The organism is Methanoregula sp. (genome assembly GCF_028712425.1).
GTDB lineage: Archaea > Halobacteriota > Methanomicrobia > Methanomicrobiales > Methanospirillaceae > Methanoregula.
In genome coordinates, this window is sequence record NZ_JAQTQD010000004.1 from 129159 (window position 1) to 152197 (window position 23039).

The 23039-nt window shown below is 58.3% G+C and carries 26 protein-coding genes; 19 read left to right on the plus strand and 7 right to left on the minus strand.

Annotation, left to right across the window (positions count from 1 at the left end):
• The first annotated feature begins 215 nt into the window (after positions 1-215).
• The 4 genes from PHF39_RS03410 to hemA all read left to right on the plus strand — a co-directional run bounded on the left by PHF39_RS03410 (position 216) and on the right by hemA (position 3132).
• Positions 216-656, plus strand: coding sequence for a nucleotidyltransferase domain-containing protein (locus PHF39_RS03410; RefSeq protein WP_300220192.1), 441 nt, complete (start codon positions 216-218; stop codon positions 654-656).
• Entirely contained in the window at positions 649-1158 is a 510-nt protein-coding gene (locus tag PHF39_RS03415) for a HEPN domain-containing protein (RefSeq protein ID WP_300220194.1), read from the plus strand. The genes PHF39_RS03410 and PHF39_RS03415 overlap by 8 nt, the downstream gene beginning before the upstream one ends.
• Before the next feature lie 77 nt (positions 1159-1235).
• The gene (locus tag PHF39_RS03420) at positions 1236-1862 is read left to right on the plus strand and encodes a bifunctional precorrin-2 dehydrogenase/sirohydrochlorin ferrochelatase (RefSeq protein ID WP_300220196.1); all 627 of its coding nucleotides are present in this window, start codon (positions 1236-1238) and stop codon (positions 1860-1862) included.
• On the plus strand, positions 1855-3132 hold the full coding sequence (gene hemA / locus PHF39_RS03425) for a glutamyl-tRNA reductase (RefSeq protein ID WP_300220197.1): 1278 nt from the start codon (positions 1855-1857) through the stop codon (positions 3130-3132). The genes PHF39_RS03420 and hemA overlap by 8 nt, the downstream gene beginning before the upstream one ends.
• Positions 3133-3452: 320 nt before the next feature.
• Here the strand turns inward: hemA and PHF39_RS03430 are convergent, their stop codons facing one another.
• The 3 genes from PHF39_RS03430 to PHF39_RS03440 form a co-directional block, all read right to left on the minus strand.
• Positions 3453-3674 carry a hypothetical protein gene (locus tag PHF39_RS03430; protein ID WP_300220199.1) on the minus strand — a complete coding sequence of 74 codons (222 nt, stop codon included), beginning with the start codon at positions 3672-3674 and terminating at the stop codon, positions 3453-3455.
• A 72-nt stretch (positions 3675-3746) separates the two neighbouring features.
• A complete protein-coding gene (locus PHF39_RS03435) occupies positions 3747-4403 on the minus strand; it encodes a hypothetical protein (protein WP_300220201.1) in 657 nt (218 codons plus the stop codon).
• 58 nt (positions 4404-4461) lie between these two features.
• Positions 4462-4710: a DUF2769 domain-containing protein gene (locus tag PHF39_RS03440; protein ID WP_300220203.1), complete on the minus strand. Its 249-nt coding sequence runs from the start codon at positions 4708-4710 to the stop codon at positions 4462-4464.
• A gap of 55 nt (positions 4711-4765) precedes the next feature.
• Between PHF39_RS03440 and PHF39_RS03445 the strand changes: the two genes are divergently transcribed.
• The 6 genes from PHF39_RS03445 (at position 4766) to PHF39_RS03470 (ending at position 9917) form a co-directional block, all read left to right on the plus strand.
• Positions 4766-5503, plus strand: a complete 738-nt coding sequence (locus PHF39_RS03445) for a flavodoxin family protein (RefSeq protein WP_300220204.1) — start codon at positions 4766-4768, stop codon at positions 5501-5503.
• Between the two features lie 92 nt (positions 5504-5595).
• Positions 5596-6576 carry a porphobilinogen synthase gene (gene hemB, locus PHF39_RS03450; protein ID WP_300220272.1) on the plus strand — a complete coding sequence of 327 codons (981 nt, stop codon included), beginning with the start codon at positions 5596-5598 and terminating at the stop codon, positions 6574-6576.
• 7 nt (positions 6577-6583) lie between these two features.
• A complete protein-coding gene (hemL, locus tag PHF39_RS03455; RefSeq protein ID WP_300220274.1) occupies positions 6584-7825 on the plus strand; it encodes a glutamate-1-semialdehyde 2,1-aminomutase in 1242 nt (413 codons plus the stop codon).
• Positions 7816-8700, plus strand: a complete 885-nt coding sequence (gene hemC / locus PHF39_RS03460; protein WP_300220206.1) for a hydroxymethylbilane synthase — start codon at positions 7816-7818, stop codon at positions 8698-8700. Before hemL ends, hemC begins: the two co-directional genes overlap by 10 nt.
• A complete protein-coding gene (gene cobA, locus PHF39_RS03465) occupies positions 8697-9455 on the plus strand; it encodes a uroporphyrinogen-III C-methyltransferase (protein ID WP_300220208.1) in 759 nt (252 codons plus the stop codon). Before hemC ends, cobA begins: the two co-directional genes overlap by 4 nt.
• 6 nt (positions 9456-9461) lie before the next feature.
• Positions 9462-9917: a phosphate-starvation-inducible PsiE family protein gene (locus PHF39_RS03470; protein ID WP_300220210.1), complete on the plus strand. Its 456-nt coding sequence runs from the start codon at positions 9462-9464 to the stop codon at positions 9915-9917.
• Between the two features lie 366 nt (positions 9918-10283).
• On the opposite strand, the gene PHF39_RS03475 is transcribed toward PHF39_RS03470, so the two are convergent.
• Positions 10284-11084 carry a hypothetical protein gene (locus PHF39_RS03475; protein WP_300220212.1) on the minus strand — a complete coding sequence of 267 codons (801 nt, stop codon included), beginning with the start codon at positions 11082-11084 and terminating at the stop codon, positions 10284-10286.
• Between the two features lie 78 nt (positions 11085-11162).
• Positions 11163-12401, minus strand: coding sequence for an NAD(P)/FAD-dependent oxidoreductase (locus tag PHF39_RS03480; RefSeq protein ID WP_300220214.1), 1239 nt, complete (start codon positions 12399-12401; stop codon positions 11163-11165).
• Between the two features lie 176 nt (positions 12402-12577).
• Between PHF39_RS03480 and PHF39_RS03485 the strand changes: the two genes are divergently transcribed.
• Positions 12578-13960, plus strand: coding sequence for an MFS transporter (locus PHF39_RS03485; RefSeq protein WP_300220216.1), 1383 nt, complete (start codon positions 12578-12580; stop codon positions 13958-13960).
• Positions 13961-13982: 22 nt separating this feature from the next.
• Here the strand turns inward: PHF39_RS03485 and PHF39_RS03490 are convergent, their stop codons facing one another.
• Positions 13983-14270: a DUF1922 domain-containing protein gene (locus tag PHF39_RS03490; RefSeq protein WP_300220218.1), complete on the minus strand. Its 288-nt coding sequence runs from the start codon at positions 14268-14270 to the stop codon at positions 13983-13985.
• A 167-nt stretch (positions 14271-14437) separates the two neighbouring features.
• Here PHF39_RS03490 and PHF39_RS03495 point away from each other — a divergent pair, with 167 nt between their 5' ends.
• Complete coding sequence (locus PHF39_RS03495) at positions 14438-15190, plus strand: coenzyme F420-0:L-glutamate ligase (protein WP_300220220.1); 753 nt, start codon at positions 14438-14440, stop codon at positions 15188-15190.
• 7 nt (positions 15191-15197) lie between these two features.
• On the opposite strand, the gene PHF39_RS03500 is transcribed toward PHF39_RS03495, so the two are convergent.
• Positions 15198-15362, minus strand: coding sequence for a preprotein translocase subunit Sec61beta (locus PHF39_RS03500; RefSeq protein ID WP_300220222.1), 165 nt, complete (start codon positions 15360-15362; stop codon positions 15198-15200).
• Positions 15363-15404: 42 nt separating this feature from the next.
• Here PHF39_RS03500 and PHF39_RS03505 point away from each other — a divergent pair, with 42 nt between their 5' ends.
• The 7 genes from PHF39_RS03505 (at position 15405) to PHF39_RS03535 (ending at position 23017) form a co-directional block, all read left to right on the plus strand.
• Positions 15405-16448: an amidohydrolase family protein gene (locus PHF39_RS03505; RefSeq protein ID WP_300220224.1), complete on the plus strand. Its 1044-nt coding sequence runs from the start codon at positions 15405-15407 to the stop codon at positions 16446-16448.
• Between the two features lie 38 nt (positions 16449-16486).
• Positions 16487-16915 carry a universal stress protein gene (locus tag PHF39_RS03510; RefSeq protein ID WP_300220226.1) on the plus strand — a complete coding sequence of 143 codons (429 nt, stop codon included), beginning with the start codon at positions 16487-16489 and terminating at the stop codon, positions 16913-16915.
• A gap of 5 nt (positions 16916-16920) precedes the next feature.
• Entirely contained in the window at positions 16921-17769 is an 849-nt protein-coding gene (locus PHF39_RS03515) for a CBS domain-containing protein (RefSeq protein WP_300220227.1), read from the plus strand.
• An 85-nt stretch (positions 17770-17854) separates the two neighbouring features.
• Positions 17855-18496: an archaeal proteasome endopeptidase complex subunit beta gene (psmB, locus tag PHF39_RS03520; protein WP_300220229.1), complete on the plus strand. Its 642-nt coding sequence runs from the start codon at positions 17855-17857 to the stop codon at positions 18494-18496.
• Positions 18497-18519: 23 nt separating this feature from the next.
• Positions 18520-20430, plus strand: a complete 1911-nt coding sequence (locus PHF39_RS03525) for a beta-CASP ribonuclease aCPSF1 (protein ID WP_300220231.1) — start codon at positions 18520-18522, stop codon at positions 20428-20430.
• Positions 20431-20446: 16 nt separating this feature from the next.
• Entirely contained in the window at positions 20447-21502 is a 1056-nt protein-coding gene (locus tag PHF39_RS03530) for an MFS transporter (protein ID WP_300220233.1), read from the plus strand.
• A 531-nt stretch (positions 21503-22033) separates the two neighbouring features.
• Positions 22034-23017 (plus strand): tetratricopeptide repeat protein, encoded by a 984-nt coding sequence (locus PHF39_RS03535; RefSeq protein WP_300220235.1) that lies wholly within the window; start codon positions 22034-22036, stop codon positions 23015-23017.
• The last annotated feature ends 22 nt before the right edge of the window (positions 23018-23039 follow it).

Consider the following 23039-nt stretch of genomic DNA (forward strand, 5'->3'; position numbering starts at 1 on the left):
TTTTAAAAATCTTCGCAGTGGTGATGAGATCCTGTATGAGCCGCTTCCTATTCACCATTGTGTCGTTCCTGTTCAATATGGATGTGGTTGTCATCCTGATTTTTGCCTGTCGTGCCCGCACCGTGTTGCTGCCTTAAGTGCAGAAGCAGGATTATTTATTCAAACCGCCAGATAATATCCGGTAACGAGTCCGGCCAAGGAGCCGGGAAGACACTATGACAAAAGCCAGGCAGGCAAAAAAGAATCCCGGAAAACGAAAGACTTCCGGTATCGATGGCGATCTTGAAACAATCACCGCAGCCGTACTTCCAAGGATTGAAGGTGTCGAGGCAATCTACCTTTTCGGGAGCCTGGCCCGGGGGGATGCGGATACCGGAAGCGATTACGATATTGTAGCGGTTGTCGACAGTCTCCCGGAGGCATATACCGAATCAGTCGCCGCAGTGAGACACGCCCTGCTTGGGAAGACCAGTCGGTCGGTTGACCTCATCATTCTTGATCATGACGACCTGAAGAGCGATTCACCGATCCTGTACGAGATCTCAAAGCACCACCGGCTTATTCATGGCAGGGACGTTTTGTCCCGGGCAGTTCCGGGTGGCCGGAAGGTCCGCCCGATCGTCATGGACGGCGCCACAATCGGTTACCATGTCTGATATCCACGAAGCGCGGGCAGTCCGGTACTTTGCCGATGCGCTGTTCGACCGCGACACCATCAGCCCGGCCCTTGAGAACCGGCTCTACCCGGTTGCGGTCTTCCATGCCCAGCAGGTTTGCGAAAAAGGCGCAAAAGGATGTCTCGCCCTGGAATCTATTGTCGTCGCCCGCGATCACCATGCATCGGATCTCTTCACTGTCCATGTCATTCCTGCATCCGGTGAACTGGATAACCGGTTCCGGGAATTCCTCCCGGTCATGAGCCGGCTGGAAAGTTATTACATCCCGTCCCGTTATGGCGTTGATACGGCCGGTCGTGTCCATTACCTGAAATACAATCCGGCAAAGGTTACGGAAATGACCAAAACCGCGCTTGAGTTTCTCGAACTCTGTTTTGTATTCTTCGAGACGCAAACCGGTAGGTCACTGCCCCGTTCGCGGGAAGGACTGGAAGAGTATTTCCTGAAAACATATTCCCCCTATATCCGCGGGCTTGAGTAAGGCGCGGACGCGGAATGTATCTTCTGCCAAACGAATTCCACAGGATTTTTCTCCAAGATCGCTCAATCTTATAGCAGATGATCCCTCTCTTCGTTGACTGTTCCGACAAGCTCGTTGTCATCTTCGGAGGGGGAAATGTTGCTGCACGGAAGGCTGCGTACTTCTCGGGAAAGTCGCATCTCACCGTCGTGAGCCGGTCGTTTGTCCCACAGTTCAACAGCCTGCAGTTCACGCGGGTGGAGCTGGACCTCGACTCGATCAGCGACCTGAAGCTCTTGGACCTGATCCGGTACGCGTTCCTTGTGATCACTGCGGTCTCGGACCCGGAGATCAACAACCGGGTCGGCAGGCTCTGCAAGGCCATGGGGATCCTGTACAACAACGCGGACGGTGAGAGCGGCGACGTTGTGCTCCCCGCGATCACGGGAGGCGACCACTACACGATCGCGATCAGCACGGACGGGTCGAGCCCTGCTGTCTCGCGGTTCATCCGCGAACAGATCGAGGACGAGTACCCGGCGCTGGACGCGATGATCGCGTTGCAGAAACGGCTCCGCGAGGAACTGAAGAAGACGGAGCCGGACCAGGCAAAGCGGAACGCCATCCTCCGGAACGTGCTCGAAGACCACACGGTCTGGGAAGCGCTCTTCTCCAGCAACGATGCGGCCTGGGAAGATGTGAAGCGGAGGTACCTGCATGGCTGAATGCCAGACGGCACCGCTCGCGATCGCGGGCGTGAGCCACCACACCGCGAACGTGACCATGATCGAGGCGTTCCGCTTCCCTGACGAGCCCGCGTTTCTTGAGGCAGCCCGCAACCGGTTCCCGGGTGTGATGATCCTCCAGACCTGTAACCGCGTCGAGGTCCTGGTTGAAGGCGATGCAGACGGGCTCCGGGCGTTCCTTGCAGAACAGGGGAGAAAGGACTTCTTTGTGCACGAGGGCCCGGGAGCCCTCCGTCACCTCTTTTCCCTCGCGTCCGGCATCGACTCGATGATCGTGGGCGAGGACCAGATCATCGGGCAGCTCAAAAAATCGCTATCGGACGCACAGGAAGCCGGCACCGCAAGCGAGTTCCTCGAGACCTGCATCAACAAGGCAGTCCACGTGGGCGTGGAAGTGCGGCGGCGCACGCTCATCAACCGGGGCTCGGTCTCGATCGGCTCTGCCGCCGTACAGCTGGCAGAGGCCGAGATCGGGTCCCTTGCGGGAAAGCACATCCTTGTTGTAGGCAGCGGCGAGATGGGGCTCCTTGTAGCCCAGGCCCTCGCAGCGAAACACCTCACCGCGATGTACGTTGCGAACCGCACGTACAAGCGGGCCGAGATCCTGGCCGGCAAGATTGGCGGCAAGGCCGTGAAGTTCAATGATCTTTACCGCTACATCACGCTCTCGGATGTGGTCATCTCCTGCACGGCCGCCCCGCATGCCGTGATAAAGCGGGCCGAGCTCGCCCATGCCATGCGGGACCGGTGCTGGCCGCCCGAGGGCCATCCCCGCCCCCTCATCCTCGTTGACATCGCCCAGCCCCGCGATGTGGAAGAGGGCGCCGGCACGATCGATGGCGTCAGGCTCTACACCATCGATGACCTGCGTTCGGTAAACGAGCAGACCATGAGCACGAGAAAAGCCGAGGCCGACCGGGCGCACGGCTTTGTCGAAGCCGAGCTTTCACTCTTCCTCCGGCACCTGAACCGCAGGACTGCCGAGTGCTACCTTGCCTCGCTCCACACCTGGGCCGAAGAGGTCCGGGTCCGGGAACGCGAACGCGCCCTCTCCCGGCTCGGTGCAGCGGACGAGAAGACTGCGGCCGTCATCGATGACCTGACCCGGGTCCTGACAAAGAAACTCTTAACCGACGCCACCTACTCGATCCGCACCTGTGCGGAGGAGGGCGACGCAGTTTCCGCAGAAGCGCTCGTCAATGCTATCACGAAAGGCGACCGGATTGAGGGGAAGCCGGAGAAGGAATAGGGTGATCGCGATTTTTCTCAGTCTTTTCGGTTCCTCATTCTGTTGAAGAGATGATTCCACCCCCTCCACGCTACTCGTGGAGTCGCTCGGGGGAGTCGAAGACTTGCGTCTTCTCCAATCGAACCTCGCTGATGCGACGCTCGATTTCTGTCGACCCCTCGCTGGGCAACGGCTTATCAGCAAATCCATGTATTGGTAATTCCGAGGAATCCTCAGCGCCCCCGCCCCCATTGGGGGCTGGGCTGGCGCAAGGGGGGGTGATCACTTTTCCGATTTTTCAGATAATTGGATCAAAACAAGATCAAAAATTCATTTACTCCTCAGCCCGACAACCACGCAATGACCAGCACCGCGTGGACCACAGCAAAAATGAGTGTCGCAGCCGCCATCCGCATATGCCACGCGAACGGGATGTTGTACTTTCCTTTCAGCACCAGATACCCGAGCAGTGCGGTGATGAAAAGACAGAGAATGGTGATTATCCCAAACACAATCGCGAGCGGGAGACCAAAGACCGTCATGGAAGCGAGAAGTCCAAGCATAAACGCCTGATTACTTTTCACGATAATAACGTTTGCGGATTGATTCCTTCAAATAAAAAAAATGGGATGGACTCACGGGAGCTTGTTGTACGCTTTCTGTGCGATCGCAATCGCTTCCTTATCATCAATGACCGGTCCGGTAAACCGGATCACTTCGAGAACAGTGCCTTTGGCAAAGATGATCTCGAGATAGCCCTGACCGCAGGTCATCGTGTTCGATCCCTCTTTTGATATTGCGGTATCGGGAATGGCTCCGGAAGCGGGAGTGGGAACCGGGATTGCTACCTGCCCTTTGTCCGGCACGTAGCCGACAAACGCCCGGCTCTTATCCCCAAGACCGGTTACGGCAATATCGAAATATTCAAGGTCACCGCAGGACCGGTCTGCCCTGTTCACGTACTCGATGACATCCGGCATACTGCCTTCCTTATACCCGGCAAGGGAATGGAGGATCACGGTTGCCGGATCAGAGGATTTCGTATACTCCACGACATACCCGCCTTCCCAGCCGAGCGACCGGGCGAGCCGGCTCATATCCGCTGAACTCTTCTCCCTGCTCATCGTCATGACGTAGCCATCGGGAAGATCGGTACGGTCGAGAGCAATCGAAGGAAGGGAGATCGCGGTTGCGGTCACGGGGGGAGGATTGGCCGTACTGGATGTGCACCCTGAAGCGGCAAGAACGCCGCACAGGAGAATCGCGAGAATCAGGTAAGGGAGATTGCGCATTATCTATCATACCCCCGTGCGAATAAAAAAGATGTCGCTGCCATGCCCGCCGGCAGGACTATTTCTGCTCCTGCTCTTCCTGCGTGCCCCTGATGCAGTAGTAGGCTTTCTTCAGGCCGAGCTCCTTTGTCACCGGGCACGATGGGCAGATGCAGCCTTTCTTCTCGAACACGCAGTCGGCACTCTTTCCGGTGACACAGAATAAGAGTTCCTCTCCCGCCCGCATGCACTCGTTGTAGCTCGGGCAGGGCCCGCAGATGCATTTCTTCCGGTTTTCATCAATGAATGTCTGGTCTTTTGTGTCCATCTCCCCACCCCGTAATCAACAAGTAGATTATCCTCCTCTCCATGATAATTAAATCATGCCTGCCCCGCTTGTTGGACGAAAGTTCGGTGTCAACATCATTCCCATCCCGGACAAGGCAATCTGCAAGAAGATCCGGGTCCTCGGGATCTCCGGGTCGAGCCGGCAGCAGCCGGTGATGAGCAAGTCCGAGGCGCTTCTTGACAAAGCCCTTGCCCAGTACCGGGAGTTCGGGTGCACGACCGAGTTCATCCGGTTAAAGGACCTGAAGATATACGAGTGCGAAGGAAACTATTCCGAGAACCCCGCGTACTGCACCTACCCCTGCCAGAGCTCGATGAAGTACGAGGACGACGAGATGCAGAAAGTGTACGATGCGGTGCTTGCGTGCGACATCCTGATCCTCGCAACGCCGATCCGCTGGAACAACCATTCGGCCCTCGTCCAGAAATTTGTCGAACGTATGAACGCCATCGAGAACCAGTACTCGTGGTTCGGCAACCGGCTGATCCAGAACAAGGTTGCCGGGCTCATCGTGATCGGCCACGTGGACGGCGTCCAGCATGTGTCGGGCAACCTGATGAACTTCTTCTCCTGGCTCGGGTTCCACATCCCCGAGGTCGCGATAGCCTCGTGGGTTGGCGAGAACGACGAGGACACGACCAAGGACAAGGAGCTTATCGAGAACAACCGGTACACGCAGGAGGACTTGTCGAACCTTGTCGCAAGCGCCCTCCGGCTCGCGTGCGCCTTAAAGCAGCAATGCGAGAACGAGCAGAAATGCAGCGGGTTGTGACTCCCTGCCGGCCGGCACAGATACTGCAACCATAAATACCATGGACCAAAAAGTACTCACCAGAAGTAAAGCAGGTGGTGGCAGAAACGAGCATCTTTCCCAAACGCCGGATGCGGAGGACACGGTCCCGGAATATCCAGCCGCTCCTGCGCGAGGTCACGCTTTCAAAAAATGACCTGATCGCACCCCTTTTTGTGGACGAGAACATCACGGCAAACAAGCCCATCGATGCCATGCCCGGGCAGTTCCGGTACCCGGTTGGCGGCATTGCAGCGGAAGCCGAATCGCTCTGGAAGAAAGGGATCCGGGCTGTCCTCCTCTTTGGTATCCCAAAGGAGAAGGACGCTGAGGCAAAGTCGGCATACGACCCGCAGGGCGTTGTCCAGCAGGCAGTCCGGCTTGTCAAGGAGGCAGTGCCGGGCATGGTCGTCATCACGGACGTCTGCGCCTGCGAGTACACCGATCACGGGCACTGCGGGATCGTGGGCGAGACAAGGAGCGGGACGGATCTCTTAAACGATCCCTCGCTTGTCCTGATGGACCGGATCGCCGTCAGTCACGCGGAAGCCGGCGTGGACATCGTCGCCCCTTCCTGCATGCTGGATGGGATGGTCGGCTCGATCCGCACGGCACTGGACGAGGCCGGGTATGACGAGGTCCTGATCATGTCGTACTCCACGAAGTTCGCCTCGGCACTCTACGGCCCGTTCCGCGAGGCGGCGGACTCCGGCTTCTCCTTTGGCGACCGGTCCACGTACCAGATCAACCCCGCCAACAGCCGCGAGGCGGTCCTCGAATCGCAGATGGATGCAGATGAAGGCGCCGATATCCTGATGGTCAAACCCGCGGGGTTCTACCTGGACGTGCTCTCTGAGGTCGCAACGCTCGGCCTCCCTGTTGCAGCGTACCAGGTGAGCGGGGAGTACTCGATGATCAAAGCCGCGGCGAAGAATGGCTGGCTTAAAGAGCGGGAGACGATCATCGAGTCGCTCACCTGCATCAAGCGTGCGGGCGCCGATCTCATCATCACCTACTTTGCCGGCGAAGTTGCAGGGTGGCTTCATGAACACTGAGAAGACGATGAAAAGCAGCGAGCTCTTTGACCTTGCAAAGACCCTGATGCCCGGCGGTGTCAGCAGTCCCGTGCGGGCGATCAAGCCCTACCCGTTCTACACAACTGGTGCAAAAGGAGCGCACCTCGCAACTGCCGACAGGGCTGTGCTCATCGACTGCTGCATGGCCTATGGGCCACTGATCCTCGGTCACGCGCACCCGGAGATCGGCAGTGCCATCGAGGAGCAGCTGGCCCGCGGCTGGCTCTACGGGACGCCGTCGCCGTTCGAACCGGAGTTCGCAAAGATGATCACCGGCGACCACCCGGGCATGGACATGGTCCGGTTCGTTTCGAGCGGCTCGGAGGCCACCATGGCCGCGATCCGGCTCGCCCGCGGGTTCACCGGCAAAAAAGACATCGTGAAGATCGAGGGTGGGTTCCACGGCGCCCATGATGCAGTCCTCGTCAAGGCCGGTTCCGGCGCCACCACGATGGGCGTCCCGGACTCGGCCGGGGTGCTTTCCGACCTCGTGGCCCACACACGGCAGGTGCCGTTCAACGATCCCGAAGCACTGGAGGCTGTCCTTGCGAAGAACAAGGACATTGCAGCCCTCATCATCGAACCGGTGATGGGGAACATCGGCCCGGTCCTTCCGCACGATAACTATCTCAAAGAGATCCGGGAGATCACGAAGGCGCACGGCGTCCTCCTCATCTTCGATGAAGTGATCACGGGATACCGTGTCGGCATCGGCGGGGCGCAGAAGAAATTCGGGGTAAAACCCGATCTCACTACCCTTGGCAAGATCATCGGCGGGGGTCTGCCCATCGGGGCATTCGGAGGTCGGCGGGAGATCATGGAGCTCGTTGCACCGCAGGGACCGGTATACCAGGCAGGGACCTTCTCGGGCAATCCGCTCTCGCTCACCGCGGGCATAGCCACTCTCCGGTACCTGCACGGGAACGCGTCGCTCTACCGGAACCTCGAAGAGAAGTGTCGGGCCCTGGAAGAGGGCATCGGTGACATGAAGGGAGGGTGTTTTGTCCGCCTCGGCTCGATGTTTAAGTATTTCTTTAGGGCTTCGCCCCCGCAGAATTACCGCGAAGTGAAGGAGTGCGACACCGCTGCATTCAGGGTCTTCTGGAAGAAGATGCTCGATGCCGGGATCTTCCTGCCGCCCTCGCAGTTCGAGACCAACTTCCTCTCAGAAGCGCACACGGATCACGATCTCGCCGCACTGGCACAGGCGTACCGGAAATGCCGATAAGGATAGGGACCCGGGGCAGTAAGCTCGCCCTTGTCCAGACAGAGACGGTAATCAAGAAACTCGATGATCTCGGGATAGAGTCCGAGAAGATCATCATCAACACGCAGGGTGATACCACGACCCATGTCCCGCTCCACGAGATCGGTGGACAGGGTGTATTTGTCCGGGCACTGGACGATGCGATCCTTGCAGGCACCATCGATTGTGCCGTGCACAGCATGAAGGACATCCCGGCATTCCGCCCGAGCGGCCTTTTTACCGCAGCAATCCTGAAACGCGACTCGCCAGCGGATTACCTTGCCCACAAGGGTGAATTTGCCCACGTACGGGTCATCGGCACATCGAGCACGCGCAGGAGGGCCCAGCTCCTCCGGCACGACCGGGGGATCACGATTAAGGACCTCCGCGGCAACGTGGACACGCGGATCCGGAAGATGAGTGCCGGCGAGTACGACGGTATCATGCTTGCCGAAGCCGGCCTCCAGCGGCTTGGCATCAAGATTGACGGCCGGCGGCTCCCGCCGGAGAAGTTCGTCCCGTCACCGAACCAGGGCACGGTCGCGGTGGTCAGCAGGGCAGACCCGTCGCTCGTGGAGGTTCTCTCGGCTCTCGACCACCCGGAGACCCGTACCGATATCGCCATCGAGCGGGCTGTGATGGAGAAGCTTGGCGGCGGCTGCTTCACGCCCCTTGGGATCTTCTCCCGCGGCGGGCACCTCATCGCCGAAGTGCTGTCGCTGGACGGGACCCGGGCCGAGCGGATCGAGGTCGATGTAAAGGATATCGGCCAGGCCCGGGAAGAGGGCAGGAAGCTGAAGGCAAAGGCGCAGGGCCTCATAGATGAAGCGTACAAGCAACTGGGGATTACCGGATGAAAGGAAAAGTTTACCTCGTAGGATCGGGACCGGGAGCAGAAGGGCTTCTCACGCGGCGGGGCCGCGACGTGATTGACCGCGCTGAGGTCGTGCTCTTTGACCAGCTGCCGGGTGAGGAGATCCTCTCGACCCTTCCGGCCGGCGCAGAGAAGATCGATTGCGGGAAATACGGCGGGAAGCACAACCTTGAGCAGGACGAGATCGAGGCGCTGATGGTGGACCGGGCACAGAAAGGGAAGATTGTTGTCCGGCTCAAGGGCGGCGATCCGTTCCTGTTCGGCCGGGGCGGCGAGGAACTCGAAACAGTCCGGGCTGCGGGGATCGAGGTCGAGATGGTGCCGGGGATCTCCAGCGCCCTTGCGGTGCCTGCATCGGTCGGGATCCCGCTCACGCACCGGAAGTACGCAAGCCAGGTCACGGTGCTGACCGGGAACGAGGACCCGACCAAGGCGGAACCGGCGCTTGACTGGGAGCTGCTGGCAAAGAGCCGGGGCACGATCGTCATCCTTATGGGTGTGGCGAACCTTGCAAAGATTGCAGCAGTGCTGGTGAAGAACGGGAAAGCGAAAGAGACAAAGGTTGCCATCATCGAACGCGGCCTGAGAAAAGACCGCAGGGTCACGGCCGGCACGCTTGCCACCATCGCGGGCGAGGCAAAGAAGACCGGTGTCAAACCCCCCGCGGTCATCGTGATCGGCGATGTCGTAAACCTGTACGACCCGGCCGAGCCGGACCTTGTTCCCTGGAGGGACTGACCAATCATGAAAGTAATTTCTGGCATAGATAAGATTGAGAAGTGTATCTACGCAGCCCTGATGGTGATGCTTGTTGTCGTCCTTATCACTGCCATGGCAGATCTTGCCATACTCCTCTTTAGTGCACTCGTCACAACAAGCCCGATCCTGATGGAATCATCTGAGATGATCAATGTCCTCGGAGCGTTCCTGCTTGTCCTGATTGGCGTTGAACTCCTCGACACCATCAAGGCATATTTCCGTGAGAACACCATCCATGTCGAGATCGTGATCCTGCTTGCGGTCATTGCCGTGGCGAGGAAGGTTATCCTGATGGACCCCTCGAACATGAACGGGTTCGAGTACGGTTTCGAGATGATGAGCATTGGTGTCATCATTGTCGGTCTCACTGCCGGATACTACCTCATTAAGAAGGCCGGGATAACTATTGGACCGGGTGGCGTGAAGAAGAGCGGGGAGTAAAAGTTACTTATTTTCTCTTCAATCAACACCGATCTTTTTTTATAAGTATTTCAAAGACTTGTTCTGAAAAAATGGATAATGCCGTTTCTACAATCTGCCATCTTCATGTCTGAATGATGAATGTCATATGACAGCTGGAAATTATAAGGGCTCCCCGCCTCATGGCTCATCTCAGGGCACAGCGGGGTAGTTTTCTTTACGGGAAGAGCCGGTAATTGAAGGCCGCCGCGGGGCGCCCTTCGGGGCGGCGGCAGTCATCCCTTTGGGGTATGGGGGCATCAGCCCCCATCAGTTCGATTGAGATTATCAACAAATTTTGATTGAGAGTGTCACAAGAATAAAAAGTGTCAATTCCCGTTTCAGCTCTCACGCCTTCCCGGTCCCGCTTTTCTCCATCGCTGCATCCTGCTCGTCGAAATACTTCTCCAGCATCACCAGCGATTCGAGGTCCACGTCCGCGAATGCATCGGGCCCGAACTCGAACGGGTTGTCCATGTCGTGGATGAGGAGGAGCAGGCCGATGAGCATGGTGGTAACAATGACAAAGATCATCGTGCTCTCGAATATATTGTCCATGTGGAGGAAGAAGAGGAGCAGGACAACGCCCCCGGTAGCAAGCTCTGCGAGCGCATAGGCTGCGGGGATGAAGTCCGTGCGGATGATCACTTCGATGCGGTTGCAGATCTTATCGATGGCGCCCATCTCATTCCGGAGTTTGGCGATCAGGGGCGGTGCCACATTCAGGAACGCCAGCGTGCGGATATCGTTGTTCATCCTGTCCATAGCCTGGTTGACCGCGCTGAGCTCAAACCGGTTTTCCAGCAGGCTGTCGCGGATGGTGCGGTGGAGATCCCGGATATGGGAACGGAAGATAATCAGGGTTTTCTCGTCAGCCAGAGGAAGCACCCGGCTGTCGTTGTACAGGGCTTTTAATGCCGTGGCGAGTTCGGACCCCACTTTCTCGCTCTCCTTGAAATCCGTGAACGTGCCGGTAAAAATGATTGCGATGGTGAAGATGGCGCCCGTGATGAACGCACCGACCACCCGGTTGACTGGTATGATGTCGTACCCGGCAAGATCGATTGCCGTACGGATAACCAGCAGGCCGAGCATGATGACCACGGCCTTGAACATGATGCCCCATTTCTTCCTGAATGCCAATTCCATAGGTACCCGGTGCGCTGTCCGGGATTTTAAGGTGCCGGTTAATTTCATCCAACGGCCTGATGCTCACAGGAACCGCGTTCAGGAAGGGCTGCCCTGCCGGTTCCGAAGCGCCATCGCAGCAGCATATCCGGTCGAGAACGCGGCCTGGAGATTATAGCCCCCGGTGTTCCCGTCAATGTCCAGCACCTCTCCGGCAAAGAAGAGACCGGGGATGATCTTTGATTCCATGGTCTTCTGGTTCACGGACTCAAGTGCAATGCCGCCACGGGTGGCCATTGCAATGGAGAAGTCCCCGAGATGGTCGATGACAAACGGGAACTCCGTGCACCTTGTCACGATCTCCTTTCTCTGGCTGGCCGTTACATGAGCGCATGTGAGGTCGTCCGGAATGCCGGAGAGTTCGAGGATTGCTCTCATGAACCGGTCGGGCAGGTGAAGGCTGGTCATCGCAGTCCGGACCAGTCGTGTGCCCTGGGCCTGGAGGAGTGCTGCCAGGTCCCGGTCAAAGGCGTCGCGGGGAGCCTTCCCGGCAAACGATGCCCGGAGTGTGTCCCCGGGCGTGAAATACCGCGAGGCGTCGAGGATGCCCGGGCCGGAGAGCCCGGTGTGCGTGAAGAGGATGTCGCCGCAGAACGATCCGGTTTTCCTGCCGCCATGCCAGAGCGAGAAGGGGATCTCTTCAAACGAGATGCCGGCAAGACCGGCGAACGGGTAGTCCCGCACCGTGACCGGCGTGAGAGCCGGGAACAGATCCGTCACCGGCTGGCCGAGCCCTGCCGCAAGCCGGATGCCGTCGCCCGAAGAGCCGGTCTTCGGGTACGATGCCCCCCCGGTAGTGATGGCAACGGCCCGGACCGGAAATGAGCCTGTCGCGGTGGTAATGAGAAAACCGTCTGCGGTCTTCTCCACGTCAATCACCGGTTCCCCGCACCGGACCTCAACGCCCCGCGTCCTGCATTCTCCGAGCAGCAGGGAGAGGACATCGGCAGCCGAGCGGGTTTTCGGAAAGACCTTGCCGTTCTCTTCCGTCATCATGGCGAGCCCCCGTCCCGAGAAGAACCGGATGAGGTCCGTGTTGGAAAAGCCCATCAGCGCCGGTTTAAGGAATTTCCCGTGATCACCGTACCGGGTAAGGAAATCCCGGATCTCCCCGGCATGGGTGATATTGCATTGCCCGGTCCCCGAGAGCAGGAGCTTTTTTCCGGGTTGTTCGCTCTTCTCGAACAGCACAACGCGGCATGACGGCGATGTGGCATGGATCGCGCAGAAGAGCCCGGCCGGCCCTCCCCCGATAACAGCAACATCGTACGGATCCATGCCTTTCACCAGATCAATGCTCTTGTGGCACTTTTTAGTTTGTGCACGCGTGTAGTATCGCAGTGTGATAGCCTGCGCGGTCTTGCCCGGGCAGAAAAGAAAAAAGCCTTCCCCCTGATGAAATTTCCCTGTAACCATCATCCTTTAACGCCATCAAAGCCAAGTTCCGGTTACGCATGATCGATGCACGCGAGAAGAAGACCATCCTCTTTGTGGCCGCACTCGCAGGTTTCCTCGTCCCCTTCACCAGTTCGTCCATAACCATTGCCCTCCCGGCCATGGCGGTGCAGTTCAATGCAGACGCGGTGATGCTGGGCTGGATCACCTCCGCGTACATCATCTCCGCTGCCATCTTCATCGTGCCATTCGGCCGCTTTGCCGACATTGCCGGGAGGAAGAAGATCTTCCTCTCTGGCGTCATCCTCTACACCATTGCATCGCTCGCCTGCGCTGTTGCACCATCCGTGGAACTGCTGATTGCGCTGCGGTTCATCCAGGGGATCGGGGGCGCCATGCTCTTCGCAACATCGCTTGCCATCGTTACGCAGGTCTACGGGCCGGGCGAACGGGGATGGGCGCTTGGCATCACGATTGCCACGGTCTATGCAGGCCTCTCGCTTGGCCCGTTCCTGGGCGGGATCCTTACCGATCTCTTCGGCTGGCCGTCCATTTTCCTGGTCAATATCCCGCTCGGCCTCATCACCATCGCGTTCACGCTCAGTGGCATCCGGCACGAGTGGGCCGATGCAGCGGGCGAGACGCTCGACCGGGTTGGGGCCGCCATCTACTGCATCATGCTCTTTACGTTCATCAACGGTATGCTCATCCTGCCGGACCCTGCCGGTCTTGCATGGATCGCTGTTGCTCTCGGTGCGGGCGCAGTCTTCCTCCGGTGGGAGCGGAACATGGATCATCCGCTAATCGATTTCTCGGTCTTCTCCGGCAACCGGACATTCGTCTTCTCCAATATCGCCGCGATGATCAACTATGGCGCAACGTTCGGCGTGGGTGTCCTGCTCTCGCTCTACCTCCAGTATATCCAGGGCTTCTCGGCAGCATCTGCCGGCTTCATCCTCGTGGCACAGCCCGTCATCCAGATGATCTTCTCTCCCATCGCGGGGCGCCTCTCCGACCGGATCGAGCCGCGTTTCGTCTCCACGGCTGGGATGGCCATAACAGCGCTCGGCCTCTCGTTCTGCATTCTCCTCACCCCGTCAACACCGCTCTGGGTCATTGTCGGAAGCCTCATGGTAATGGGCCTGGGCTACGGCATCTTCTCCTCGCCCAACACCAACGCCATCATGAGCTCGGTGGAGAAGCGTCACCTTGCCATCGCGTCAGGGATGAATGCCACCATGCGGTCAACCGGCCAGCTCCTTTCCATGGCAATCGCGATGTTCTGCTTTGCGGTCTTTATCGGTTCAGAGACCATCACACCCGCGGTCTACCCGGGGCTGATGACCAGCGTTACGGTGGCTTTTGTCATCTTCACTGCCCTGTGCGTGATCGGCATTGCGGCCTCATGGGTGCGGGGAACGATCCACACCGATACAAACTAAAGGGCCGGATGGGAAAAAAGGATCAGTGCACCGGGTGCTGGTGCTCCCGCCGCTGCTTCAGGGCCGTGGTGTAATGGTGCCGGAGTTCTTCCTTCTCCTCAGGCGAAAAGTCTTTTTTCTTGTTTGCGTGGAGGTGCTTTTCCATCTGGCGGACAATGTGCTCTGCCTCATGGTGGTCCTGGACTTCGAGATACATCGGCGCCTTGCTCACCTCGTACGCGTGCCCGCAGGTGGGACAGAGTTTCCAGCGCTGGAATTTGTCCACGTACGTGAACGTCACGCACTGCGGGCAGCGTATGATGAGGTACATAATCAGATGGTGATCTACGCGACCATGATATATACATATCGGCATGGGGCGCGGGTATGGGTGTGAGGTGCTCTCCCGCGGAAAGCCTGCCCCCGGAGCGGCAGATCCGCATTTCACCATCTCATTCCGAAACCCTGATATCGGCTGTTTGTCTCATAGAGATCTGCATGACTGAACCGATCCAGGTCATCGGTGTGCAGGGCCTCCCCCTCATTAAAAAGGGCGACGATGTTGCAGCGCTCATCTGCGACCGCGTTGCGATCGCTGAGGGCGACATCCTCTGCATTGCCTCGACCATCTACTCTAAAGCGAAAGGCTTTACCCGGCCCCTGTCGGAGATCACGCCCTCAGAGCGTGCGATCCGGCTTGGCGGTCTGAACGGCGAGGACCCGCGCTTCGTGCAGGCAGTTCTCGATGCGTCCACCGATATCATCATGGAGCACCCGTTCATCCTCTCCGAGCTCTCGTTCGGGCATATCGGTGTCCGGGCAGGCGTGGACCAGAGCAACATCGAGGACGGCATGGTGATCTTCCTCCCCCCCGACCCGATGAAGGCTGCCGAAGATGTCCGCGAGCGGATCCGGAAGATCACCGGCAGGAATATTGGTGTCATCATCACCGACACCTGCGGGCGGTCGTTCAGGCGCGGCCAGACCGGGAATGCCATCGGCTGGAGCGGGATGCAGGCGATCCGCGACTTCCGGGGCGATACGGATCTTTTCGGGCACGTGCTCAAGATCACGGAAGAGGCGGTCGTGGACGAGATAGCGGGTTTCTCCAACTTCGTGATGGGCGAGAGCAATAATGGCGTCCCTGTTGTTCTCTTCCGGGGCTGCCCGCAATGGACAGGGCACGACAACCTGTACTTCTCGGGTGAAGAGGATATCACGCGGCGCGTGCTGAAAAAAGAGTGGTCGTAAAAGAGGGTTATCCGGGGAAGGCGATCTTGAGCGCCATGATGATGATGCCGATCGCGGCTGCGACAACCATCACGGTGATGGGGCTGATATGGATTGCCCGCCGGTCCTCGCTCTCGTAATAATTGACCAGTCCCGCTGAGGAGAGTAATCTGCCACCTTTCTTCTTTGCCATGCAAATATATTTCATTTTTCGCTATATAAAAGAGAGATACGCATGACTGAAAAAAGCCCGCAGATCGTGTCCGGACTGGCGCTCCTGGGAGAAGAGCTCGCACCCGAAAAGGCAGATATCATCATCGAGCACGGCACGATCACGGCAATCGAAGAGAACCCCCGGGCCCCGCAGCTCTGGATCTGCCCGGCGCTCTTCAATGCTCACACGCACCTTGGCGACACCATTGCAATGGACTGCGGGGCAACAGGCGACCTAGTTTCGCTGGTCACTCCCCCGGACGGCCTGAAGCACCGGCTCCTGCGGGCTGCTCCCCGTGCCGATCTTGTTGCCGGTATGCGGGCGAGTATGGAGGGGATGATTGCTTCCGGCACGGCCGGCTGTGCGGACTTCCGCGAGGGGGGTCCCGGAGGGGTTGCAATGCTGCGGGATGCCGGCGCGGATCTCCCGTTCCATGCCATGGCCTTTGGCCGTGACGGGGGCGAGCTCGTTGCAGACGGCCTCGGGGTCAGCAGCGCCCGGGATGTCGCGGGTGTTGAACGGATTGTTGCGGAAGCGAAAAAAGCGGGAAAGAAGGTGGCGTTCCATGCCGGGGAGCGGGATGCAGGGGATGTTGACGCTGCCCTCTCGTTTGACCCGGACTTCATTGTCCACGGAACCCACGCGACAAAGAAGCAGCTCCGGACCTGTGCGGAGAAGGGGATTCCCATAGTCATCTGCCCGCGGTCCAACTGGAGGCTGGGCGTGACGGCTTCGGCAAAGAAACCCCCCGTCATGCTGATGCAGGAACTCGGCTGTACGGTCTGGCTCGGGACAGACAATGTCATGTTTGTTCCCCCGGACCTGGGTGGCGAGATGGCGTTCGTCTCAACCCTGTACAAAACAGATCCCGCAGGAATCCTCCGTTCCGCAGTAGCCGGATCGGTGCTGACCGGCTCTCCGTTTTTCATCCGCCCCGGTGCGCGGGCACGCCTGCGGATCATCGACCCGGAGCAAAATACGCTCAAATTCAGCCATGATCCGGTTACATCCCTGGTTATCCGGGCTCCGTTTTCCTGCCGCGGCACAAGGGTTTTTAATTCGTAAATTAAATGAAAGAGGCATGTTTGTTTTGGGTGATTCCGGTGTTTGCTAATATCCTGGTTGCACTAGACGGCTCACCGGCCGGGCAGAAGGCGCTCGACCGTGCTGTCGAACTTGCCCGGGCAGGCGAAACAAAACTGCACGCGGCCTATGTTGTTGAAACCGGTCTTTTTTCGTCCCTCCCTACAGACAATACCGTCGAGATCATGTATAATGTCCTCAAAAAAGAGGGCGATGCGGTTCTTGACAAGGCAAAGACCGATGCCGCGTCACATGGCATCACCCTTGCCACGCACCTCAAGTTCGGTCATGCGGGCAGCGAGATCATCGCCCTTGCCGACAAGGTAAAGGCAGACCTCATCATTGTCGGTTCCCACGGCAAGAGCCAGACCGACCGGCTCCTCATCGGGAGTGTTTCCACGTTCATCGTGACCCACAGCACGGTTTCTACCATGGTGGTGAGATCATAACGGACATGATTGTCAAAGACTACATGACATCGGACGTTGTCAACGTCGAGATCCCGGGCAACCGGGACGATGTCTTAAAGATCCTCAAGCGTACAGGAATTTCCGGCGTCCCGGTCATCAAGAACAAGAAGCTCGTCGGGATCATCACGAGAAAGGATCTCCTCAGCAAGCCCGAAGAGACCCAGCTCGGCCTTTTGATGACGGCAAAACCCGTTACCATCGGGCCTGACATGGAGATGAAAGAGGCGGCCCGGATCCTGGTAACAAAACGCATCCGCAGGCTGCCGGTTGTCGAGGACCACCACCTTGTCGGCCTCCTCTCGGTTGCCGATGTTATCCACGCCCTTGCGCAGGTCAAGTGTCGTGAGGAGATCAAGGATAAGTACACGAGCAAGTCGTTTGCCCTCTGGGAGGAGACTCCCCTGCCGGTCGTGGGCCGGGTCATGGAGATATCCGGTGTCGATGCCATCCCGATCCTTGATGCCGAGAACCGGCTCAAGGGGATCATCTCAGAACGGGACCTGATCCGGAACTCAAGCATCGAGGACTCGGTCGGTGTCTCCGACTTCTCGAACGGGACCGATGATGACGAATGGACCTGGGAGAGCATCCGGGACAACCACACCATCAGCTTTGGGATCTCCAAGGTCCAGCTGCCCAACCGCCCGGTCAAGCTTGCCATGGTGAAGAATGTTGTTGCCGTGCCGGCAAACGCGGAAGTGAGCGAGTGTGCGCTGAAGATGCGGCGTTCCCGCGTTGACCAGCTGCCCGTCGTGAACGGAGACAAGAAACTGGTTTCCATGCTCTACGACCGTGAACTGATCCGGGCTTTTTGCCATGAAGATTCTGAATAAAAACCTTTATCTTTTCACATAGCCCCAAGTACTTTCAAGCGCTTTTACCTAATTTCAGCGTTAATATATTTTTGAGGTATCTCATATGCCTGAACAGTTACCGGAGTCCATGAAGGGGACGACCACCATCGGGATTGTCTTTGCCGAAGGAGTCATCCTTGCAACCGAGAAACGGGCGACCATGGGCCTCATGATCGCCAGCAAGAAAGCCAAGAAAGTCTACCAGGTCGCAGAACGGATCGGCATGACTACGGCGGGAGGCGTTGGCGATGCCCAGCAGCTCGCCCGCATCCTGAACGTGGAGTGCAACCTCTACCAGATCCGCCGGTCGCGCCCGATCACGGTCGGGGCAACGGCAACGCTCCTCTCGAACTACCTGAACCAGAACCGTTACTTCCCGTATTACGTCCAGCTTTTAGTCGGCGGCGTTGACGAGAAAGGCCCGAGCGTCTACTCCGTGGACGCGATGGGTGGTGCAACAAAGGAAGAGGAGATCGTTGCCACCGGTTCCGGCTCCCCGATGGCCTACGGTGTCCTCGAGGACCGTTACAAGCCGGGCATGACCGAAGAACAGGCAATCGAGATCGCGGTCCGTGGCCTGAAGTCGGCCATGAAACGCGATGCCGGGTCCGGTGAAGGGATCCACGTGGTAGCCATAACTAAAGACAAATTCCAGACTCTTTCCGAGGATGCTCTCAAGAAATACCTTGCCAAGACATCAGCATAATCTTTTTTTAGGACGTTTATTGTATGCAAATTGAAGAGCGGTTAAAAGAACTCAAAGACAAGATCAATGACAAGGTGCCCCGCGGCATCAATGTAACGCAGGTCGAGTTTGAAGGTCCGGAACTTGTCATCTACACTGACGACCCCAAGCGGTTTGCCGATGAAGCTGACCTGATCCGGATCCTGGCCCGCGACCTGCGCAAGCGGATCGTGGTAAGACCCACCATCCTCGAAGACCCTGAAAAAGCCCACGGGGAGATCAAGTCCGTTGTCCCGGAAAATGCCGGTATTACCGATATCTTTTTTGATGCCGACACCGGCGAGGTGCTGATCGAGGCCGAGAAGCCGGGCGTTGTCATCGGGAAGAACGGGGCAACGCTCCGTGAGATCACAAAGGCCATCGGCTGGACCCCCAAAGTCGTGCGGACACCCCCCATCGAGAGTTCCACGGTCAAGCAGGTCCGGCAGTACCTGCGCTCGGTCAACGAAGACAGGAAGCAGTTCCTCCGTACCATCGGCCGGCGGATCCACCGCGACCTCCCGCCACGGGGGGACGAGACTGCACGAAAGGACCAGTGGGCCCGTGTCACTACTCTCGGCTGTTGCCGCGAGGTTGGCCGGGCCGCGTTCCTGCTCTCGACGCCCCACAGCAAGGTGCTCATCGACTGTGGTGAGAAACCCGACAATGCCGGTGCTACCCCGTACCTCTATGTCCCCGAGATCTACCCGCTCTCCTCGCTCGATGCCGTTGTCCTGACACACGCCCACCTGGACCACTGCGCTCTTGTCCCGCTCCTCTACAAATACGGGTACGAGGGCCCGGTCTACTCCACGCCCCCGACCCGGGACCTCTCGGCAATGCTCCAGCTCGATTACCTTGATGTTATCAACAAGGAAGGCCGGAAGGTGCCCTACAGCTCAAACGAGGTCAAGACCTACATCAAGCATTCTGTCACGCTCAACTACGGCAGCGTGACGGACATTGCGCCGGACATCAAGCTGACGTTCCACAATGCCGGCCATATCCTTGGTTCAGCCATCGCCCACTTCCATATCGGCGACGGTATGTACAACATCGCGTTCACCGGCGACTTCAACTATGCCAAGAGCCGGCTCTTCAACCCGGCCATCAACCAGTTCCCGCGCCTTGAGGCCCTCTTCATGGAGAGCACCTACGGGGGCAGCAACGATTTCCAGCAGGCCCGGGCTGATTGCGAAGGCATGCTGTACGAGACCATTAACAGGGTGCTCCAGCGGGGCGGCAAGGTCATCATCCCGGCCTTCTCGGTCGGCCGTTCGCAGGAAGTCATGCTCGCCATCGAGGAAGGCATGCGGACAAACAAGATCCCGAAAGTGAAGATCTACCTTGACGGCATGATCCGTGAGGCAACCGCGATCCACACCACCTATCCCGAATACCTCAACACCGACCTGCGCAACCAGATCTTCCGCGAGGGCATGAATCCCTTCCTTGCTGAATGCTTCCAGCAGGTGGACAGCCAGGAACTCCGCGAGAAGGTTATCAGTGGCGATCCCTGTGTCATCATCTCGACAAGTGGCATGCTCAACGGGGGTCCGGTCATGGAGTATCTCATGAACCTTGCACAGGACGAGAAGAATGCGCTCGTCTTTGTCGGGTACCAGGCCGACGGGACGTACGGCCGCCGGATCCAGAAAGGCTGGCGCGAAGTCCCGATGGGCAGGAAGGGGACCATAACGATCAACCTCGAGATCGTTACTGTGGATGGGTTCTCCGGCCACTCCGACCGCCGGCAGCTGATGAACTACATTGGCCAGATCTCGCCCCGTCCCGAGAAGATCTTCTGCATCCACGGCGACGAGAACAACACCATCGACCTTGCCAGTTCTATCTACAAGCGTTACCACATCGAAACCCACTCCCCCCTGAACCTCGAGACCTACCGCATGGTCTGATAACAAGAGGGCGCACGTGAGAGAGACGGTCACTCTTTTCTTCGGTGTCTTCTCTGTCATGGCGTTATCCAACGCCATCGTCCCGGTCCTCCCCGCGTTTTCCGACAGCCCGTCCTGGACAGGGGCCATCTATGCTGCATATTTCCTCGGGGCGTTCATCAGCACGCTGCCGGCCGGTATCCTCTCGGACCGGTTCGGTCCCACCGCCCTCATGCGTACCGGCCTTGCCCTGACGGTCGCTGGCGGAGTAGTGCTCCTTCTCTCCGGCAGCGCTCCCGTAACCCTTGCCGGGCGTTTTGCAGAAGGCATCGGTGCCGGCCTCTTCATTGCCCCGGCCATGGCTGCGGTCAACCGGAGAACCGATCACGAGAAGATGAGCGGGTACTTCCTTGCCCTCCTCAATGCCGGTCTCGTCTTTGGCCTCATCGCTGCCGGTGTGCTCTCGACCCGGTCCGGTCTGCCGGCTGCCGGCCTCCTCCTCTTTACTGCCCTTTCTGTCATCCCCCTCATAGCCGGTCTCGTATCCCGGGAGCGCCCTCTTCCACCGTCCGGCCAGGACCTTGGCGTATCATGGAGCATTCTCCTGGAGTTCCGTTGGGTGCTGTACTCGTCAGTGGTCCTGATTGGCGCAACGGGCGTTGCAACGGCGCTGTTCCCCGATCACTCCGCCCTCCCTGCAGACACGGCCGGGTTCTGGATTGCCGGCATGAGCATCGCCACGATCGTTTCAGTTCTCCTCATTTCCCGGTTTCCGCTGAATGAGACCCGCATGATCCAGTTCTCATCGATCCTGATGGCCTGTGGTATGCTGCTCCTTGCATGGTCGCCGGCCGGGCTTCTCGTGCTCGGGGCAGTTGCCGGCCTCGTGATGATAGCCCAGATGTCTCTCCTTGCTGAAGTACGGGAACACCAGGGAATTGCCATGGGGCTCTTTTCCACATCCAGTTACCTGGGCATGGCGCTCCTCCCGTTCCTTGCCGGCATTGTTGCCGACCTTTCGGGGATTTTTGCCGCGTTTGCGGTTACCGCCGTCTTTTCCTGCACAGTTGCATTCGTGGTTGGCAGGAAATAATTCCCGGATAACCGTCCTTTGGGAAAAAGTTCAGGAGAAATCCTCATTCAAATATGGGGGCTGATGCCCCCATACCCCCGGTTGCGATGAACGGCCGCCAAATTCGAAGGCTGATGCCATCTCCAGGTAATCCTCGCTGATGCGACGATCACCCCCCGAAGGGCGAGTCGAAGGTATCACTTCTCCACAGCCTGCGACTGTCCCCGCGGCGGCATCAATTACCTCTTCGAATCGATGCAGTTTTTCCTATGCGGGTATTACCGAGGCAACTCCTGCACCCCCGCCCTGGGGGGTGTCGAACCTCTTCAGAAGTGAGACATGAGAAGAACCTGCAAGGTTCTTCGAGTCAGGGGAAGTTCGAAGATTTCCCAACGGGAAATCTTCTCATCCTCCAGGTCTGACGACCTGTCGGAGGCGCAAGGGGGGCGATAATTACCCGAAGACAGAATTCTTCAGAAAAGAAAAAACAGCCCTCCGTTCTCTTGAATCAATAGATTCATCAGGCTTCAGGGAAACATTCGTCATGAGAAAATGCGGTACACAATCCTGATCCTTTCACTCCTTGTCCTGCTCCTGTTCATGCCGGCAGTCCAGGCCGAGGACACAAATGAATGGACAGCCCTCGGGAACGCAGCGCTCGATGCAGGGAAATATTCCGATGCGCTTACGTACTTCAACAATGCCCTTGCCCAGGATGCAAAGCATGCCACCGCTTTATCGGGGAAGGCCACAGCACTCAATGGGTTGGGCAATTATTCGGCAGCGCTTGAAGCAGCCGATGCAACGCTTGCCCTGCGCTCAAAGGATGAGCGTGCCATTACCGCCCGGGCGCTCTCCCTCTTCCGGCTCCAGCGGTGGAGCGAGGCTGTCACGGCATATGACGCCATGTTTGTATTCCAGCCGAATCTCGCGGGACCCTGCTGCAACCAGGGATACGCATACATGCAGCTGAACAATTCGGCGGCTGCCATCACCTCCTACAAGAAGTGCACCACCCTTGATACCACCAACCTCATGGAATGGAACAACCTCGGGCTCGCCTACATGAACGCAGGCGATTACGCAAGCGCCATCTCCGCCTTCGACACGGCGACTGCCATCACCATCTTCAATGCCACGTCGTGGAACAACAAGGGGAAAGTCTATGTTGCACTCGGGCAGTATAACGATGCCCTCACCTGTTTCAACAAGGCGCTCGGTATTGATCCGAATTTTGCTGAAGCAAAAGCGAACAAGGAAGAGATGACCGGCAAGAGCCAGACGTTCTATTATTCCGCAACAACGGTCGCAACCCCCCCCACACTCAACCGGCTCGGGACAACCCCGGCAACACCCGCCCCGGAGGAGACAATCATGGCAACCCCTTCGGCTTCACCTGTTGTAGAGCCATCGGTGGTCACCACTACGATCCCGGTTGCAGCGAAAACGACCTTCTCCCCGCTCTCCCCGGCAACCGTAGTGCTCGCCCTTATCGGGGCAGCAATAGCGGGGGCATACCTGGTGGCACGGAAATAATCCGGCCCACCCCCTTTTTTTA